General features: G+C 70.8%; 13 protein-coding genes. 7 read left to right on the forward strand and 6 right to left on the reverse strand.

Annotation, left to right across the window (positions count from 1 at the left end; all coding sequences use genetic code 11):
• Window positions 1-376: 376 nt before the first annotated feature.
• Both ACFFQA_RS29015 and ACFFQA_RS29020 read left to right on the forward strand, forming a co-directional pair.
• A complete protein-coding gene (locus ACFFQA_RS29015) occupies window positions 377-3811 on the forward strand; it encodes a S8 family peptidase (protein ID WP_377859131.1) in 3435 nt (1144 codons plus the stop codon).
• A 296-nt stretch (window positions 3812-4107) separates the two neighbouring features.
• A complete protein-coding gene (locus ACFFQA_RS29020) occupies window positions 4108-5166 on the forward strand; it encodes a 3-isopropylmalate dehydrogenase (RefSeq protein ID WP_377859133.1) in 1059 nt (352 codons plus the stop codon).
• A 112-nt stretch (window positions 5167-5278) separates the two neighbouring features.
• Here ACFFQA_RS29020 and ACFFQA_RS29025 read toward each other — a convergent pair whose 3' ends face one another.
• Genes ACFFQA_RS29025 through ACFFQA_RS29035 form a run of 3 tightly spaced genes read right to left on the reverse strand, consistent with a single transcriptional unit; the run spans window position 5279 to window position 7672 of the window.
• Complete coding sequence (locus ACFFQA_RS29025) at window positions 5279-5605, reverse strand: EthD family reductase (RefSeq protein WP_377859136.1); 327 nt, start codon at window positions 5603-5605, stop codon at window positions 5279-5281.
• A gap of 4 nt (window positions 5606-5609) precedes the next feature.
• Window positions 5610-6437, reverse strand: coding sequence for a phosphoenolpyruvate hydrolase family protein (locus ACFFQA_RS29030; protein ID WP_377859139.1), 828 nt, complete (start codon window positions 6435-6437; stop codon window positions 5610-5612).
• Window positions 6434-7672 (reverse strand): Tm-1-like ATP-binding domain-containing protein, encoded by a 1239-nt coding sequence (locus ACFFQA_RS29035; RefSeq protein WP_377859142.1) that lies wholly within the window; start codon window positions 7670-7672, stop codon window positions 6434-6436. The genes ACFFQA_RS29030 and ACFFQA_RS29035 overlap by 4 nt, the downstream gene beginning before the upstream one ends.
• A 173-nt stretch (window positions 7673-7845) precedes the next feature.
• Between ACFFQA_RS29035 and ACFFQA_RS29040 the strand changes: the two genes are divergently transcribed.
• A complete protein-coding gene (locus ACFFQA_RS29040) occupies window positions 7846-9339 on the forward strand; it encodes an aminotransferase-like domain-containing protein (protein ID WP_377859145.1) in 1494 nt (497 codons plus the stop codon).
• Between the two features lie 371 nt (window positions 9340-9710).
• Window positions 9711-11345, forward strand: a complete 1635-nt coding sequence (cimA, locus tag ACFFQA_RS29045; protein ID WP_377859148.1) for a citramalate synthase — start codon at window positions 9711-9713, stop codon at window positions 11343-11345.
• A 5-nt stretch (window positions 11346-11350) separates the two neighbouring features.
• On the opposite strand, the gene ACFFQA_RS29050 is transcribed toward cimA, so the two are convergent.
• Window positions 11351-12004, reverse strand: a complete 654-nt coding sequence (locus tag ACFFQA_RS29050) for an HAD family hydrolase (RefSeq protein WP_377859151.1) — start codon at window positions 12002-12004, stop codon at window positions 11351-11353.
• Between the two features lie 38 nt (window positions 12005-12042).
• Between ACFFQA_RS29050 and ACFFQA_RS29055 the strand changes: the two genes are divergently transcribed.
• Window positions 12043-12828 (forward strand): fumarylacetoacetate hydrolase family protein, encoded by a 786-nt coding sequence (locus ACFFQA_RS29055; protein WP_377859154.1) that lies wholly within the window; start codon window positions 12043-12045, stop codon window positions 12826-12828.
• Between the two features lie 41 nt (window positions 12829-12869).
• On the opposite strand, the gene ACFFQA_RS29060 is transcribed toward ACFFQA_RS29055, so the two are convergent.
• Complete coding sequence (locus ACFFQA_RS29060) at window positions 12870-13265, reverse strand: winged helix DNA-binding protein (protein WP_377859156.1); 396 nt, start codon at window positions 13263-13265, stop codon at window positions 12870-12872.
• A gap of 59 nt (window positions 13266-13324) precedes the next feature.
• On the opposite strand from ACFFQA_RS29060, the gene ACFFQA_RS29065 reads away from it, so the two are divergent.
• Complete coding sequence (locus ACFFQA_RS29065) at window positions 13325-13771, forward strand: MarR family winged helix-turn-helix transcriptional regulator (protein ID WP_377859159.1); 447 nt, start codon at window positions 13325-13327, stop codon at window positions 13769-13771.
• A 44-nt stretch (window positions 13772-13815) separates the two neighbouring features.
• Here the strand turns inward: ACFFQA_RS29065 and ACFFQA_RS29070 are convergent, their stop codons facing one another.
• Window positions 13816-15039, reverse strand: a complete 1224-nt coding sequence (locus ACFFQA_RS29070; RefSeq protein ID WP_377859894.1) for an FAD-dependent oxidoreductase — start codon at window positions 15037-15039, stop codon at window positions 13816-13818.
• Between the two features lie 591 nt (window positions 15040-15630).
• Here ACFFQA_RS29070 and ACFFQA_RS29075 point away from each other — a divergent pair.
• Window positions 15631-16368 carry an HAD family hydrolase gene (locus tag ACFFQA_RS29075; RefSeq protein WP_377859162.1) on the forward strand — a complete coding sequence of 246 codons (738 nt, stop codon included), beginning with the start codon at window positions 15631-15633 and terminating at the stop codon, window positions 16366-16368.
• The last annotated feature ends 28 nt before the right edge of the window (window positions 16369-16396 follow it).

A 16396-nucleotide genomic window follows, 5' to 3' on the forward strand; every position in this document is an offset into this window, starting at 1 on the left:
ACCGCCCCTCGCGCGTTTCCGGTCGACTGTTTCCGGCCGACGTCGAGTCCGATGTGGACAGCCGCGTTTCCTGTTGAGATGTCAACGAAATGCCTGGACAACACGCATTTCACTGATGAGTGAGTGAAGTTGTGTCGCTATTGCGGCTCAAAGTGTTACCAAAGGCCGTAATTCGCGGTTTAAGTGAAAACGTCCGCCGATCCGTCACCCTAATGGAGTAACCTCACCTTGCTCTTTCGGGTTAGGTTGCCTGCCGAGGTCAGACCAGGCGCCGTTGAGGGCACGGTGCCACGCCGGGTTTCCCCACTGGGTCGAGCCGCCCGTGCAGGCGGGCGCGCGCCGGCATGGTCGGAGATGACCTCCAGTGAGGGCAACAGTGAGTTCAACCCGGGTACCGGGGCCTGTTCGCCGGTCAGCGGCACGCACTGCCACCGCAGTGCTCGCCGCCGTGCTGGCGGTCGGGGTCACCGGCGTCGGCACGGCGAGCGCGCAGGGTCCTGTCACGCAAGACCCGCTGGCGCAGGGGCTCGCCGGCGCGAAGGGCTTGGCCGCGAAGTCGTTGCAGCAGAAGGTCGAACCGCGTCTGGCGGCGGCCAACGGCAAGGTGACCGCGTTCATCGAGCTGGCCAAGGCGCCCGCCGTCGACGCCTTCGCCGAGACCGAGCGCAAGGGCGCGGGCAAGCAGCAGGCGAAGGTCGCGGCGCAGCGCGCCAAGGACGACACCAAGAAGGCGGCCGACTCGGTCGTGGGGCAGCTGCGCACCCGCGACGGCGGCACCCGCGAGCTGTACCGCACGGCCAACGCCGTTCCCGGCGTCGTGGTCCAGGCGGACGCCGCGAAGATCACCGAGCTCGCGTCCCGGTCGGACGTCCGCTCCGTGCGCACCGTGGTTCCGAAGTCGCGCGGCAACTCCAACGCCGTGCAGCTGACCCGCGCGCTGCAGACGTGGAAGTCCACCGGCGTCCTGGGTGACGGCATGCGCGTCGGCATCATCGACGACGGCATCGACTACACCCACGCGACCTTCGGCGGCCCCGGCACCAAGGAGGCCTACGCGGCGGTCGACCGCGACAAGGCCAACCCCGCGGTGTTCCCGACCGCCAAGGTCGTCGGTGGCACCGACCTCGTCGGTGACAAGTACGACGCCTCCGGCGAGAACGGCCCGACCACCCCGGCCCCGGACCCCAACCCGCTCTCCTGCGGCACGCACGGCACCCACGTCGCGGGCACCGCGGGCGGCTTCGGCGTCAACGCCGACGGCACCACCTTCAAGGGTGACTACAACAAGCTGACCGGCAAGCAGCTCGACGAGATGCGCGTCGGCCCGGGCACCGCGCCCAAGGCGCTGCTCTACGCGATCAAGGTCTTCGGCTGCGAGGGCTCCACCGACGTCACCTCGCAGGCGCTGGACTGGGCGCTGGACCCCGACGGCGACGGTGACTTCACCGACCGCCTCGACGTGGTCAACCTCTCCCTCGGCAGCAACTTCGGCGGCGCCGACGACCCGGACAGCCTCTTCGTCCGCAAGCTCGTCGCCAACGGCGTGCTCCCGGTGATCTCCGCGGGCAACGGCGGCGACCTCTACGACGTCGGCGGCTCCCCCGGCAACACCCCCGAGGCGCTGACCGTCGCGAGCACCCGCGACGCCTTCGTCCTGCGCGACGGCGCCGAGGTGACCGCCCCGAACACCCTCGCGGGCGTGAAGCCGGGCCAGTACAGCCAGGACTACGCCAAGTACGACTCGCTCGACCTGACCAAGCCGGTCGTCGCGCTGTCCGCCGCCGACAACAAGGACGGCTGCCTCGCCTACTCCGCCGCCGACAAGGCCGCGGTCGCGGGCAAGTTCGTCTGGCTGGAGTGGGACGACAACGACGCGACCCGCAAGTGCGGCTCGGCCGCGCGTGCCAACCAGGCCGGTGCCGCGGGCGCACTCGGCGTCGTGCTCTCGTCGGCCCTGGACGACTTCGCCGCGGGCATCGCCGGCAACACCACCGTGCCGATGTTCCAGTTCACCGGCTCGGCCACCAAGGCCGTGCGCCCGGCGCTGACCGCGGGCACCCTGGAGGTCAAGCTCGGTGGCTACCTGCGTTCCACCGTGCGCACCACCTCGCCCGCGATCAACGACACGCCGAGCACCTTCACCTCGCGCAGCGTGCACAGCAAGATCGTCAAGCCCGACATCGCCGCCCCCGGTGACACCATCGCCTCGGCGCTGTCCGGCTCCGGCAACCAGCCGCTGGTGATCAGCGGCACCTCGATGGCCGCCCCGCACACCACCGGGATCACCGCCCTGGTCCGCCAGGCGCACCCGGACTGGACCCCGGAGGAGGTCAAGGCCGCGGTCATGAACACCGCGGGCGTCGACGTCCGCACCGGCCCCAACGGCACCATCTACGCCCCGAACCGCGTCGGCACCGGCCGCATCGACGCCAAGGCCGCGCTGGACAACCAGGTCCTTGCCATGGTCACCGACGACCCGGGCGCGGTCAGCGCCTCCTTCGGCGCGGTCGAGGTCTCCGGCCCGCTCACGCTGACCAAGAACATCAAGGTGGTCAACAAGGGCGTCAAGCCGGTCGAGTACCGCACCTCCTACCAGGCCGCGACCTCGATCCCGGGCGTCAGCTACGAGCTGTCGGCGCCCACGGTCAAGGTCAGCCCGCGCGGGGTGGCGAACTTCAAGGTCACCCTGAAGATCACCGACCCGGCCGCGCTGCGCAAGACGGTCGACTCCACGGTCGCCACCACCCAGCTCGGTGTCGCCAGGCAGTTCCTCGCCGACGCCTCCGGCCGGATCGTGCTGACCCCGACCAACGGCGCTGTCGTCCCGCTGCGCCTGTCGGTCTACGCCGCGCCGAAGCCGGCCGCGGACATCGTGGCCAAGGACACGCTGCTGTTCCAGCCCGGCCAGGAGCAGGGCGTGCTCAACCTGAGCGGCCGCGGCGTGAACCAGGGCAGCGGCGCCCAGGCGTACCGCTCGCTGGTCAGCGTCCTGGAGATGCAGGCCCGCTCCGACCAGCTGCCCGAGTGCGGCGGCTCGGTGACCACCCGCTGCACCATCAACGAGACGGCCAAGGCCGGTGACCTGCGCTACGTGGGTGTCGGCTCGACCGCCCCGCTGGCCAAGATGCAGGGCAAGCCGCAGGACGGTGTGCTGGCCTTCGGCCTGGTGAGCTGGGGCAACTGGGCCAACCTCGGCAGCAACACCCAGCCGTTCGTCAGCATCGACACCAACAACGACGGCAAGCCGGAGTTCGAGACCTTCGCCACGAAGCTCACCAGCTCCGACGTGTGGGTCGCCAACACCGTCGACCTGCGCAAGCCGCTGCCGACCGGTGGCTTCACCAGCGTCGACATGCAGCCGATCAACGGCCAGTTCGGCGACGTGGACACCAACGCCTTCGACAGCAACGTGGTCGTGCTCCCGGTGACCCTCAAGGCGCTGGGCATCAACGGCGAGAACCCGTCGGCGAAGCTGACCTACCGGGTCGGCGTCGCCGGCTACTACCGGGCGCCGGGTGACACCACCGGCACCATCGACCAGATCGCGACCCCGCTGACCTTCGACCCGCTGAACCCGGGCCTGTGGGTGCAGGGTGGCGGCGACCCCGCGCTGACCTACCTGGCGCAGCCCGGCACGGCCCTCGTGGTCAACCGGGACGCGGCGGCGCAGGCGGCCGACAAGTCCGAGGGACTGCTCCTGCTGCACCACCACAACGCGACCGGCAAGCGGGCGCAGGTGGTCGGCGTGAAGGACGTGAAACTCGGCGGGGGTGCCCCGATCGGGCGGCCCGGCCGTCCGCAGCACGGCTGAGCGGACCTGATCGGGCCATGAGCCCGACCGTGGTGCCCGGACCGGTCTTTCGGTCCGGGCACCACTGCGTTGTGGACAGCTCGCACCGTGATCTTGGCGTTTGCCTAATGACGCAGTGCTGATGACCCCCTCCGTCGGGGGTCCCACGACCGGAGATACCCGATCGGGTGTCCCGCAGTACGGGAGAGATCGAGTCAGTTGCGCGTCGAATATGCAATTAACACCTCGGGTGACGGTAGCCTTCGCGCCAGGACGGGCCCCGATTCGACGGGGCCTCGCTCGCAGGAGGTGTGTGCATGCGGCTCGCGGTGATCCCAGGTGACGGGATCGGCCCCGAGGTGATCGCCGAGGCGCTGAAGGTGCTCGGCGAGGTCGTCCCGACCGCCGAGATCACCCGGTTCGACCTGGGTGCGGCTCGCTGGCACGCCACCGGCGAGTTGCTGCCGGAGTCGGTGCTCGGCGAACTGCGCCAGCACGACGCGATCCTGCTCGGCGCGGTCGGCGACCCCTCGGTGCCCAGTGGCATCCTCGAACGCGGCCTGCTGCTGCGGCTGCGCTTCGAGCTCGACCACCACGTCAACCTGCGCCCGGCGCGGCTCTACCCGGGTGTGCGCTGCCCGCTGGCGGACTCGCCCGAGATCGACATGGTCGTGGTCCGGGAGGGCACGGAAGGCCCGTACGCGGGCAACGGCGGCCTGCTCCGCAAGGACACCCCGCACGAGATCGCCACCGAGGTCAGCATCAACACCTCCTTCGGCGTCGAGCGCGTGGTCCGGGACGCCTTCGCCAGGGCGTCGGCCCGGCCCCGCAAGCACCTCACGCTGGTGCACAAGACCAACGTCCTCGCGCACGCGGGCTCGCTGTGGTCGCGCGTGGTCGAGGAGGTCTCGCTGCAGTACCCGGACGTCTCCGTGGCCTACCAGCACGTGGACTCGACCACGATCCACATGGTCACCGACCCGGCCCGCTACGACGTGATCGTCACCGACAACCTCTTCGGCGACATCATCACCGACCTGGCGGCGGCGGTGACCGGCGGCATCGGCCTGGCGGCCAGCGGCAACATGGACATCACCCGCCGCAACCCGAGCATGTTCGAGCCGGTGCACGGCAGCGCGCCGGACATCGCGGGGCAGGGCGTCGCCGACCCGACCGCGGCGGTGCTCTCGGTCGCGCTGATGCTGGACCACCTCGGCGAGTCCGAGTCCGCGCGGCGCATCGAGGCCGCGGTGGCCTTCGACCTGGCCACCAGGGACCACGCGGCCCCCGGCGCCACCTACGCGGTCGGCGACCGCCTCGCGGCGCTGGTGTCCTCCAACGTGATCACCCGCACCGGGGTCGCCAGCACCAGCTGACGGCGCCCAGCCAGAACTGAACAAGCGATCGGCCCCCGGGAGCAACGGGGGCCGATCGCTTTTCTGGGGCGCACCGGCCAAGTCGGGGGCGTGCCGGTGCCATGCGGAGGAGTCAGCCGAGGTTGAGCGGGACCTCGACCTGTTCCTCGTGGTAGCAGAACCACGCGCCGCCGGTGGCGAAGTTCGGCACGTCGGCGACGGTGGCCTGGCCCTCGGGGGAGGCCAGGATCTCCTCCAGCCGCTCGCGGGACTCCGCGTACAGTCCGACGGTCATGTAGTACGGCGCCTGGGCACCGGCGACGAGCGGCTCGCACTTGCCGATGGTCCAGCCGGTGAGGCCCTCCATCTTCCTGGCCAGCGGCAGGTGCACGGTCTCGTAGTACTCGTCGAAGGCCTTCGGGTCGTGTGGGTGTCCGTAGAGGACGGTCAGTCGGTACACCGGCTCATCCCTTTCGCGCCAGGCTCTTGAAACCCCGCACCTGCTCGGTGATCGCGGTCTCGGTGGGCAGGCGCTCCATGGAGGAGGCGCCGAAGAAGCCGACCACCCCGGTGGTGCGGTCGAGCACGTACTGCGCGTCCTCCGGCTCGGCGATCGGGCCGCCGTGGCAGAGCACGAGCACGTCGGGGTTGACCTCGACGGCGGCGTCGCGCATCGCCTGCACCCGCTCGACGCTCTGGTCCAGCGTCAGCGCGGTCCGGGCGCCGATGCTGCCCTTGGTGGTCAGCCCCATGTGCGGGACGAGCACGTCGGCACCGGCCTCGGCCATGGCGCGCGCCTGCTCGGGGTCGAAGACGTAGGGCGCGGTGAGCAGGCCCCGCTGCGCGGCGAGGGAGATCATCTCGACCTCCATCGCGAAGCTCATCCCGGTCTCCTCCAGGTTGGCCCGGAAGACCCCGTCGATGAGGCCGACCGTCGGGAAGTTCTGCACGCCGGTGAAGCCGGTCGCGGCGAGCTGGTCGAGGAAGTTCGGCATCAGCCGGAACGGGTCGGTGCCGCAGACCCCGGCCAGCACCGGGGTGTCGCGCACCACCGGCAGCACCTCGCCCGCCATCTCCAGCACGATCGCGTTGGCGTCGCCGTAGGGCATCAGCCCGGCCAGCGAGCCCCTGCCGCCCATCCGGTAGCGGCCGGAGTTGTAGATGATGATCAGGTCGACGCCGCCGGCCTCGGCGCACTTGGCCGACAGCCCGGTCCCCGCTCCCGCCCCGATGATCGCGGATCCACTGTCCACAGTGGACTTGAGGCGGGCGAGTGCCTCCGTGCGGTTCATGAATTCCGTCCCCTTGCCTGGATCAACTCGTGCAGCCGGTGCGCCATCGCGCCGGCGAACGCGGCGTCGTTGATGTGCTCGTCCCGCTCACTGAGCTCGACAGCCGACCCGGCCACCCCCGTGCGCAGCGCGTCGAACAGCGCCGCGTCGGCCCCCGGGTCGTGGAAGGGCATGCCCTCGGCGTCGATCGCGGAAACCCCGCGCGCGGGGAGGAACAGCGCGGTCGGCCCGGTGGCTCCGACGAGCTTGGCCGCGATCCGCCTGCCCAGCTCAGCGGACTCCTCCTCGGTGGTGCGCATGAGGGTCACGGTGGCGTTGTGCACGTACAGGGTGCGGTCGGCGAACCGGTCGGGAACGGTCTCCTCGGGGCCGAAGTTGACCATGTCCAGCGCGCCGACGCTGACCACCTGCGGCACGCCCGCGCGACCCGCTGCCGTCAGCCGGTCCGGTCCGGCGCTGAGCACGCCGCCGACGAGGTCGTCGGCGAGCTCGGTGGTCGTGAGGTCGAGAACCCCGCTCAGCAGACCGCTCGCGGCCAGCGCCTCCATCGACTGCCCGCCCGCGCCGGTGGCGTGGAAGACCAGCACCTCGTAGCCGAGATCGTCGAGAACCCGGCGCGCCGCGTCCACCGCGGGGGTGGTCACGCCGAACATGCTCGCGCCGACGAGGGGCCTGCCCGCGGCGGTTTTCTGCTGCCTGGCAAGCTGATAGGCATTCGCCATACTCGAAATCGCAGCAGCGGCGTTGCCAAGGACGAGCTCGGAGATCTGGTTGATCCCAGCGATGTCGACAACGCTGTACATCATCGTGACGTCCACCGCGCCGACGTACGGCGACGTGTCGCCGGAGGCCATCGTGGACACCAGGAGCTTGGGCACCCCGACCGGGAGCTCGCGCATCGCCGCGGAGGCGACGGCGGAGCCGCCGGAGCCGCCGACGCCGATCACGCCGTGCAGCCTGCCTTCGGCGTGCAGCCGCGCGGCGATGACCGCGGCCCCTCGGGCCATCGCGGTCATTGCCGCGCCCCGGTCCGCCGCGGCCCGCAGCTCGCCGAGGTCCGTGCCCGCCGCCTCCGCGACCTGGACGGCGGTCACGTCGGGAGGCGTCGTGGGTTCACGGAGGACACCGGTGTCGATCAGGACCGTGGAGCAGCCGCCAGCCCGGATCCGCTCGGCCAGCCAGGCGTACTCCTCCCCCTTGGTGTCGAGGGTGCCGACGAGCACGACGGTTGCCACGCCACCGACCTGCCTTTCTGGGAACGGGCGATGCGGGTAACGTCCGGAAACCCTGTGTCCTGGCGGTGTCCGGAAGCTCTGCGCCATGAGGAGCGGCTCGCGCGCTATGACAGCAGAGGGTGCTCCGAACGGACCTCAGCCAACCAGGCCAATTCAGCGGAGGTGGACTGCGAGTGACCGATCGTGTGCGTAGTGAAGCGATCGGTGCGCCCCGGCTCGTGCACCTGCTGGTCGGCTGGACCGACGGCGAAGGGCCGCTGCACAAGCGCCTCGCCGACGCGTTGCACCAGCTCATCGACACCGGAGAGCTCCCGGCGGGCACCAGGCTGCCCGCGGAGCGCACCGTGGCGGGCGCGCTGGCGGTGAGCCGGTCCACCGTGGTGGCCGCTTACGAAGCGTTGCGGGCGGCGGGCTGGCTGGCCAGCCGCAGGGGCAGCGGCACCTGGGTGCGCAGACCCGGGGTGGACTACCCGGTGCCGGAGCCGCGCTCGCGGGGTCCGCTCGGCATCGGGCGGCAGGGCTCGGTCCCGGCCCCGCTGACCGGAGCGGACCTCGCCGACCCGCCGGAGAGCATCGACCTGTCCACCGGCGCCCTTCCCGGCCTGGCGATGGTCGCCGAGATCGCCACGACGGTCGGCGCGGAGGACTACCTCGACCTGTTGAACCACCACGGCTACTACGCGGCGGGTCTGCCCCTGCTGCGCGAGGCGCTCGCGGAGCGGCTCGCCCGGCGAGGTGTCCGGGCGAGCAGCGATGAGCTGCTGGTCGCCAGCGGCTCGCAGCAGGCGGTCGAGCTGATCGCGCAGGGACTGGTGCAGCCGGGCGACGAGATCGTGCTGGAGGAGCCGACCTACCGCGGCGCGCTGGAGACCTTCCGCTCCCGTGGCGCCAAGGTCATCTCGGTGCCGGTGCGCACGGGCCGCCGCGGGCCGGGCGGTGTGGACGTGGACGTGCTGGAGCGCCTGATCGCCCGCCGCCCCAAGCTGGTCTACCTGCTGCCGACGGCGCACAACCCGACGGGCGCGACGCTGAACGTGGCCGACCGCCTCCGCGTGGTGCGGGCGGCCGCCGCGGCGAACGTCCCGCTGATCGACGACGAGTCCACAGTGGACACCTCGCTGGTCTGGCCCCCGCCGCCGCCACTGGCCGCGGTCGCCGCGGAGCACTCGGTGCCCGCGACGGTGTTCAGCGTGGGCTCGCTGTCCAAGCTGTTCTGGGGCGGCCTGCGCGTCGGCTGGGTGCACGGCCCGAGCGACCTGGTCGGCAGGCTCTCCCGGGTGAAGAACGCCGCGGACCTCGGCAGCTCGGTCCCCGGCCAGCTCCTCGCGCTGAAGCTGCTGCCCCACGCGGCGTCGGCCCGCGAGCAGCGCAAGGACCAGCTGTCCTCGGGCCTGGCCGCTGCCGAGGCCGCGATGCACAAGCTGCTCCCGGAATGGGAGTGGGCGCGCCCACTCGGTGGAGCCGCGCTGTGGGTCCGCGTGCCCAAGTCGGACACGGTCGCCCTCGCGGCCCGCGCCCGCCGCCACGGGGTCCTGGTCGTGCCGGGCCCCGCGTACTCGGCGTCCGAAGGACTCCGCGAGTTCCTCCGGATCGGCTACGCGGCGGGCCCGGCCGCGGTCGCGGAGGGGATCCGCCGGCTGGCCACGGCCTGGCGCGCCGGCCCCTGACCGCCCCACCTCCGTGGTCCAGGTTTCGCGTTTTGGCACCAACTTGCGCAATGGGAGCGCTCTCTTTCGCATTGAGGTGCCAAAACGCGAAGTTCGGACCACGCCGGGGTGGGTTCCGCAGGAGATGTGGGTGTGCGTGGGCGGAGCGGAGGCCTGTCGGTGGGGTCCAGGATGTGGGAAAGATCGTCCGTGGGTTGGTAAGTCGCGCGGCGGTGTGGCACGATCCGTCCCATGCTCTCGCAGCACCAGATCATCATTGCCAAGCGCGCCGGGTAACGAGCTCCAGCTCCCGGCGCGCCGACCTCTCGCATTCAGCGGGGGGTCTTTTTGTTTTGTCAGGCCCCTTGCACACCCAGGATCGAGGCACTCCCGTGAGCCGCACGACTCCGGCGGAAACGCCCCTCGGCGACGACTTCCACGTCTACGACACGACGTTGCGCGACGGCGCGCAGCGCGAGGGCATCTCCTACTCGGTGACGGACAAGCTCGCCGTGGCGCGGCTGCTGGACTCACTGGGCGTCGGGTTCATCGAGGGCGGCTGGCCGGGCGCCATGCCCAAGGACACCGAGTTCTTCGCGCGGGCCGCGGCGGGGGAGCTCGCGCTGCGGCACGCCGCGCTCGTGGCTTTCGGCTCCACCCGCCGCCCCGGCCTGCGGCCCGACGAGGACCCGCAGGTGCGGGCGCTGGTCGACTCGCAGGCCCCGGTGGTCACCCTCGTCGCCAAGTCCGACCGCAGGCACATCGAGCGCGCGCTGCGCACCGGGGTGTCCGAGGCCGTGGCGATGGTGGGGGAGACCGTGGCGTTCCTCGTCGGCCAGGGGCGACGGGTCTTCCTCGACGCGGAGCACTTCTTCGACGGCTACGCCTACGACCCCGAGTGCGCGCTGCGCGTGCTCTCCGCGGGTGTCGAGGCCGGTGCCGACGTGGTCGTGCTCTGCGACACCAACGGCGGCCAGCTCCCACTTCAGCTGGCCGAGACCGTGCAGGACGTGGTGTCCCGCACGGGATTCCGCGTGGGCATCCACTGCCAGGACGACACGGCGTGCGCGGTGGCCAACACCGTCGCCGCCGTCCAGGCCGGTGCGACCCACGTGCAGTGCACCGCCAACGGCTACGGCGAGCGGACCGGCAACGCCGACCTGTTCGCCGTTGTCGGGAACCTGGTGACCAAGCTCGACATGCCGGTGCTACCCACCGAAGCGCTGTCGGAGCTCACCCGGGTCTCGCACGCCCTCGCGGAGATCGCGAACCTCGCACCCGACACCCACCAGGCTTACGTCGGGACGTCGGCATTCGCTCACAAGGCGGGTCTGCACGCGAGCGCGATCAAGGTGGATCCGGAGCTGTACAACCACATCGATCCGGCCACCGTCGGCAACGGGCAGCGAGTGTTGGTCACCGAGATGGCCGGTCGGGCCAGCCTTGAGCTCAAGGCCCGAGAGTTCGGGCTGGACCTGACCGGCCGGTCGGAGACCATCAACAGCGCGGTGCGCCGCGTCAAGGAGCTGGAGGCGCGCGGCTGGTCCTTCGAGGCCGCCGACGCCTCGCTCGAGCTCCTCCTGCGCCGCGAAGCCTCCGATGTGGACGGTGCGGAACCGTTGCCGGAGCCGCCGTTCGAGCTGGAGTCCTACCGCGTCGTGCTCGACCACCGCGGCCAGGACGACGTGGTGTCCGAGGCCACGGTCAAGGTGCACGTCGCGGGTGAGCGCGTGATCGCGACCGCGGAGGGCAACGGTCCGGTGCACGCGCTGGACGCCGCGCTGCGCAAGGCGCTCAGCCCGCACCTGCCGTGGCTGGCCGATGTCGAGCTGGCCGACTACAAGGTCCGCATCCTCACCGACCACCACGGAACCGACGCGGTGACCAGGGTTCTGGTGGAGTCGCGCGACGGCAAACGGGAGTGGACCACCGTCGGCGTGCACGGCAACATCGTCGAGGCGAGCTGGCTGGCACTGTGCGACGCGTTGGTGCACAAGGCGATGAGCCAGCGCGCCCTCGCCGGGTAGCCGGCTCAGACACCGAGGAGTGCCGGCAGCTCGTCGGCGTCGCGCACCACCTGGTGGGCTCCGGCCGCGAGCAAGGCGTCCGGGGCCATCAGGTCGGCGAACCCGATCACGCGCATCCCGGCGGACCGTCCCGCTCGCACTCCGGCGACGCTGTCCTCGATCACGACACAGTCCTGCGGCCGGAATCCCATCTCCTTCGCCGCGTGCAGGAAGACGTCCGGGGCGGGTTTGCCGTTCGCCACCATCGTCGCGCTGAAGATCGCGTCACCGAAGAACCCGGCCAGGTCCGTGTGCCGCAACCGGAATGCGATCTCCCGTGGGGTGCTGCTGGAGGCGACGCAGACCGCGACCCGTGCCCCGGCCAGCGCCGTGAGCGCCGCACGCATGCCGGGGACCGCGGTCAGCTCCTCGGCCAGCCGCTGGTCCACGCGGGCGGCGCGCAGGCCCAGCAGCTCGGTGCGCAGCGGGCGACCGAGCTCCCGTTCGATCCGGGCGACGCAGGAGCTGGCCGACCGGCCCATGTAGCGCTCGACACACTCGGCGAAGCTGGTGGGCAGTCCTTCCGCCGTGATCAGGTCGGCGAAGACCTCGTTCGCGATCCGTTCCGAGTCGACAAGCGTGCCGTCGCAGTCGAAGATCACCAGTCCTGGGAGGCGCACACCGGGGACGCTAGCCCGGCTCGGTTAGGCTGGGACACGTGCGTCTTGCTCGTATCGCTCACCCAGAAGGTGTCGCGTTCGTCGCGATCGAAGGCGAGTCCGGTGCGTCGACCGACTCCCTGATGGCCGCCGAGATCGCGGAGCACCCGTTCGGGCCGGTCCAGTTCACCGGCCGCCGCTGGCAGCTCGCCGACGTGCGGCTGCTCGCGCCGATCCTGCCGTCCAAGGTGATCTGCGTCGGCCGCAACTACGCCGACCACGCCAAGGAGATGGGCAACGAGGCCCCTGCCGACCCCATGATCTTCCTCAAGCCGTCCACCTCGGTGGTCGGCCCGAACGCCGCGATCCGGCTGCCCTCGAACTCCTCCCACGTGGACTTCGAGGGCGAGCTGGCCGTGGTGATCGGCAGGCCGTGCAAGGACGTCGCGGCCTCGCGCGCGGCCGAGGCGATCCTCGGCTACACGGTGGCCAACGACGTCACCGCGCGCGACCACCAGAAGCAGGACGGCCAGTTCGGCCGCGCCAAGGGCCACGACACGTTCTGCCCGCTGGGGCCGTGGATCGAGACCACGATCGACGCCGCGGACCTCCGTCTGCGCACCGAGCTCGACGGCGTGGTGAAGCAGGACGGCCGGACCTCGCAGATGATCCACGACGTGCCCGCGCTCGTGGAGTGGGTCTCGCACATCATGACGCTGCTGCCGGGCGACGTGATCCTCACCGGTACCCCGGCGGGCGTCGCGCCGATGGTCGACGGCCAGACCGTCGCGGTGACGATCGACGGCATCGGCACCCTCACCAACCCGGTCGCCGCGAAGAAGTAGCGGCAGCAGGACTCTCGTTCGGGCTCATGGCGGGACTCCCGTCATGAGCCCGAAGTCGTGAGGTTGGCCGCCATCCGTTCGAACACGGTGATCGTCGCGGCGTACTCCTCGTCGGAGATGCCGCGCGTGATCCGCTCTCGCCGTTCACGCACCCTGGCTGCGACCTCCACATAGGACTTCTCTCCCGTGTCGTTGAGGTACAAGGTGTTCTCCGTCACGGTGATCAGGCCGCGTTCGGCCAGTGCGCGCACCGCCGCGTCGGTGTCCGGGAACGGCGCAACGGCCGCCGTCAGCTCCGCGTACGTGTGCGGCTTGGCGTGCAACGTGTTCAGGACCTGCCAGGTCCTGCGGTCGAGCCCGAAGTCCGCCAGCGCGGCGGCGAAGTCGGCCTCGATGAGGGCGTCGATGTGCTTGAGCCAGTAGCCGAGAGGACGCATGCCTACTCCAAGTACATGTCTTTGAACATGGAATTGTCACCAGCATGTACTTTGACCGGGTGGATCGCAACCCGGATGACGCCGTCGCCGCAATCGAACGCGCCATGGTTCGCGTGCGCCGCAGGCAGAACCGCCGCGCTCTGGCGAGGGAGGCGAATGTCGATCCGGCGCTCACCGTGGTCGCGGACGTGCTGGAGGGCGAGCACGAGGCGGCAAGGCCGTGCACGGTCACCTCGCTCGCGGACCTGCTCGGCGTCGACCAGCCCAGGGCGAGCAAGCTCGTCGCCAGGGCGGTGGAAGCCGGTCTGCTGCGCCGGGTGGCCGACCAGCGCGACGGCAGGCGGTCGCTGCTGGAGCTCACCGAGCAAGGGTGGCACCACGTCGAGGAGGTGCGCGCTCACCGGCAGGAGCGGTTCGAGCGAGCGATGCGCGGATGGTCCACAAAGGAGCGTTCCGAGTTCGCGAGGTCGCTGACCCGCTTCGTCGACGCGTTGGACCAGGGATAGCGAAAGGGACCCCGCACGCGCGAGGCCCCTGCGTTGGCCGTCGGTCAGCGACGGCGGGCGAACTCCGGCGCGTGCTCGGGAAGGACGCCGAGCCCCACGGCCGTCGCGGGAATCACCTGGAGCCACGGGAAGCGCTGGAGGATCCGGATCGGGCGCGGAACCCGGGTCATGGCCGGGCGTTCGCCGTTGAGCGTCTTGCCGAGCACCTGCTTGTGGATCAGTCGCTGCGCGCTCTGGGTCAGCGCGGTCGGCAGCCACCGCCGCCGCTGCACGCGGGCGAGGTCCTTCGTGGTGAGCGTGCCCCGGTAGAGCGGGCCCGCGAGCAGCCGCGCCGCGGCGACCGCGTCCTGCACCGCGAGGTTGATGCCGACGCCGCCGACCGGTGACATCGCGTGCGCCGCGTCGCCGATGCACAGCAGGCCGTCGGTGTGCCACCGGGTGAGGCGTTCCAGTCGCACGTCCAGCAGCTTCACGTCGTCCAGCGACTCCACCGCGTCGATCCGGTCGGCGAGCCACGGGACCATGTTCACCACGCGCTCGCGGAACGCCTCGACGCCCTCGGCGCGGACCGTCGCGTCCGAGCCCTTCTTGATCAGATAGGCGGTCTGGAAGTAGTCGCCGCGGTCGATCAGCACCGCGGCCTGGCCCTGGCCGAACCGGCCGAGCCCGCCGCTCGGGTCGCCCTCGTGGCGTGGCAGGCGGAACCACCACACGTCCATCGGCACGCCGAACGAACGGCTCTTGAGACCCGCGCCCGCGCGGGCGGTCGAGTGCCGTCCGTCGCACGCCACGACGAGGTCCGCGTGCAGCTCGCCGGTCCGGCCGTCCGCGGTGCGGTAGTGCACGCCGACGACCTTGCCGCCGCGCCGGACCAGCCCGGTCACCTCGGTGCTCATCCGCAGCGTGAACGTGGGCTCCGCCTTGCCCGCGTCGGCCATCATGTCGAGGAAGTCCCACTGCGGCACGAACGCGATGTACTTGTGCCTGCTCCGGATCCGGCTCATGTCCGCGACCTGGGCGATGCCCGAGTCGAGCATCACCTGCATCTTGTCGACCCGCCGGTGCGGCACTTGCGCGAACTTCTCGCCGAGGCCGAGCTCGTCCAGCAGGTCCAGCGTCGACGGGTGCACGGTGTCGCCGCGGAAGTCCCGCAGGAAGTCCGCGTGCTTCTCCAGCACCGTGACCTCGACGCCGGCGCGGGCCAGCAGGAGTCCCAGAACCATGCCAGCGGGGCCACCCCCGGCGATGACGCAGGTCGTGCGCTCCATCATGATCACCCCTTATTTCAACGCCAGTTGAATAAGCTCAGGTTGCACCGAGCGGGGCCCCGCGTCAAGTGCGCCGCCGCGTTGGTGTGATGGGCGAGGTCCGCATCCGCTTCCGCCCTTCCACCACGGCTTCCCGCACGTCGGGTTGATCCGCGCCGCTGGCGCGGAAGCGGCTGGTCGTGCTGTCCGGGGCGGTCGGGATGCTGCGTTTCCTGTCCGCCGACGGGGATTCCGTCGCCCCGAGCCGGAATCGGTTGCCAAGGCGCTCGGCGCGGACGCCGGGCCGGCCTGGGAGGTGCTGCCGGAGTGGACGACCGAGAAGATCGAAAAGGTGACGCGGTCCGCGCTTGTGGACGGGCCCGGTTTGAAGCCCCGTAAGGCTTTCGCGCGGTGCGGGTTGCGGTCGTACGGTTTCCCGGCCGCTGCGCGAGTCGAGGGAACTCCTGGGCCGCGCGCGGGTGCTCGCCAGGCCCGCCAAGGCAGGTTAAGTACTAAGCGTTGTGTCTCGCTGGCTCTTGACCGAGCCAGCGGACATAACAATCACCTCCTTAGCCGAGTCGAAAACACTTCGTAAGCGCGTAATCTCACCGGGTGACATCCGCCTTAGCTCCTATCGCCTCCTCCGAGAAGGTCGGACAAATCCGTGCTGTGTGCTTCGACATCGACGACACGCTGGTCGACTATGTGACTTCCTCCAGGCGCGGGCTCGCCGCGTTGGTGGGGCACGACGACGCGTGGCCGTTATGGGAACGCGTTACCGAAATGCAGTTGGCGCGTTATCTCGCAGGCGAGGTCGACTACGAAACCATGCGGCGCGAGCGGACCAGGGCCTTCTTCGCGGAGCTGGGCGTCGAGCTCGCCGACTCCGAGCTGGAGGAGCGCGAGGAGCTGCGGGTCGCGGCCATGCGCGCCGCCTGGGAGGTCTACGAGGACGTCTGGCCCTGCCTGGACTGGCTGCGCGCCGCCGGCCTGCGCATCGCCGCGATCACCAACGCCTCCGGGCCGCTGCAGCGGATGAAGATCGCCGACCTCGGCCTCGCCGAGGTGTTCGACCACGTGATCATCGCCGGTGAGCTGGGCGTCGCCAAGCCCGACCCGGCCATCTTCCACACCGCCTCCGTGGCGCTCGGCCTGCCGCCCGAGCAGGTCATGCACGTCGGCGACCGGCTCGACGTGGACGCCGTCGGCGCTCGCGACGCCGGGATGCACGGTGTCTGGCTCGACCGCGGCGACACCCACGCCGAGGTCCCCCAGGGCGTCCTCGCCATCGCCACGCTCGACGAGCTCCCCGAGGCCCTCGTCTGCGACGTCGCCCCGGTGGGCACGTGATCACCCGCTGATCAACTCGCCCTGTCGC

It is taken from the genome of Allokutzneria oryzae (assembly GCF_042429765.1).
GTDB classification, from domain to species: Bacteria; Actinomycetota; Actinomycetes; order Mycobacteriales; family Pseudonocardiaceae; genus Allokutzneria; species Allokutzneria oryzae.

Excerpts from the sequence above, each read along its gene's own strand:
- ACFFQA_RS29070 (WP_377859894.1), bottom strand. The coding sequence starts at position 15,039 with ATGGAGCGCACGACCTGCGTCATCGCCGGGGGTGGCCCCGCTGGCATG.
- ACFFQA_RS29060 (WP_377859156.1), bottom strand. The coding sequence starts at position 13,265 with ATGCGTCCTCTCGGCTACTGGCTCAAGCACATCGACGCCCTCATCGAG.
- ACFFQA_RS29030 (WP_377859139.1), bottom strand. The coding sequence starts at position 6,437 with ATGAACCGCACGGAGGCACTCGCCCGCCTCAAGTCCACTGTGGACAGT.
- ACFFQA_RS29020 (WP_377859133.1), top strand. The coding sequence starts at position 4,108 with ATGCGGCTCGCGGTGATCCCAGGTGACGGGATCGGCCCCGAGGTGATC.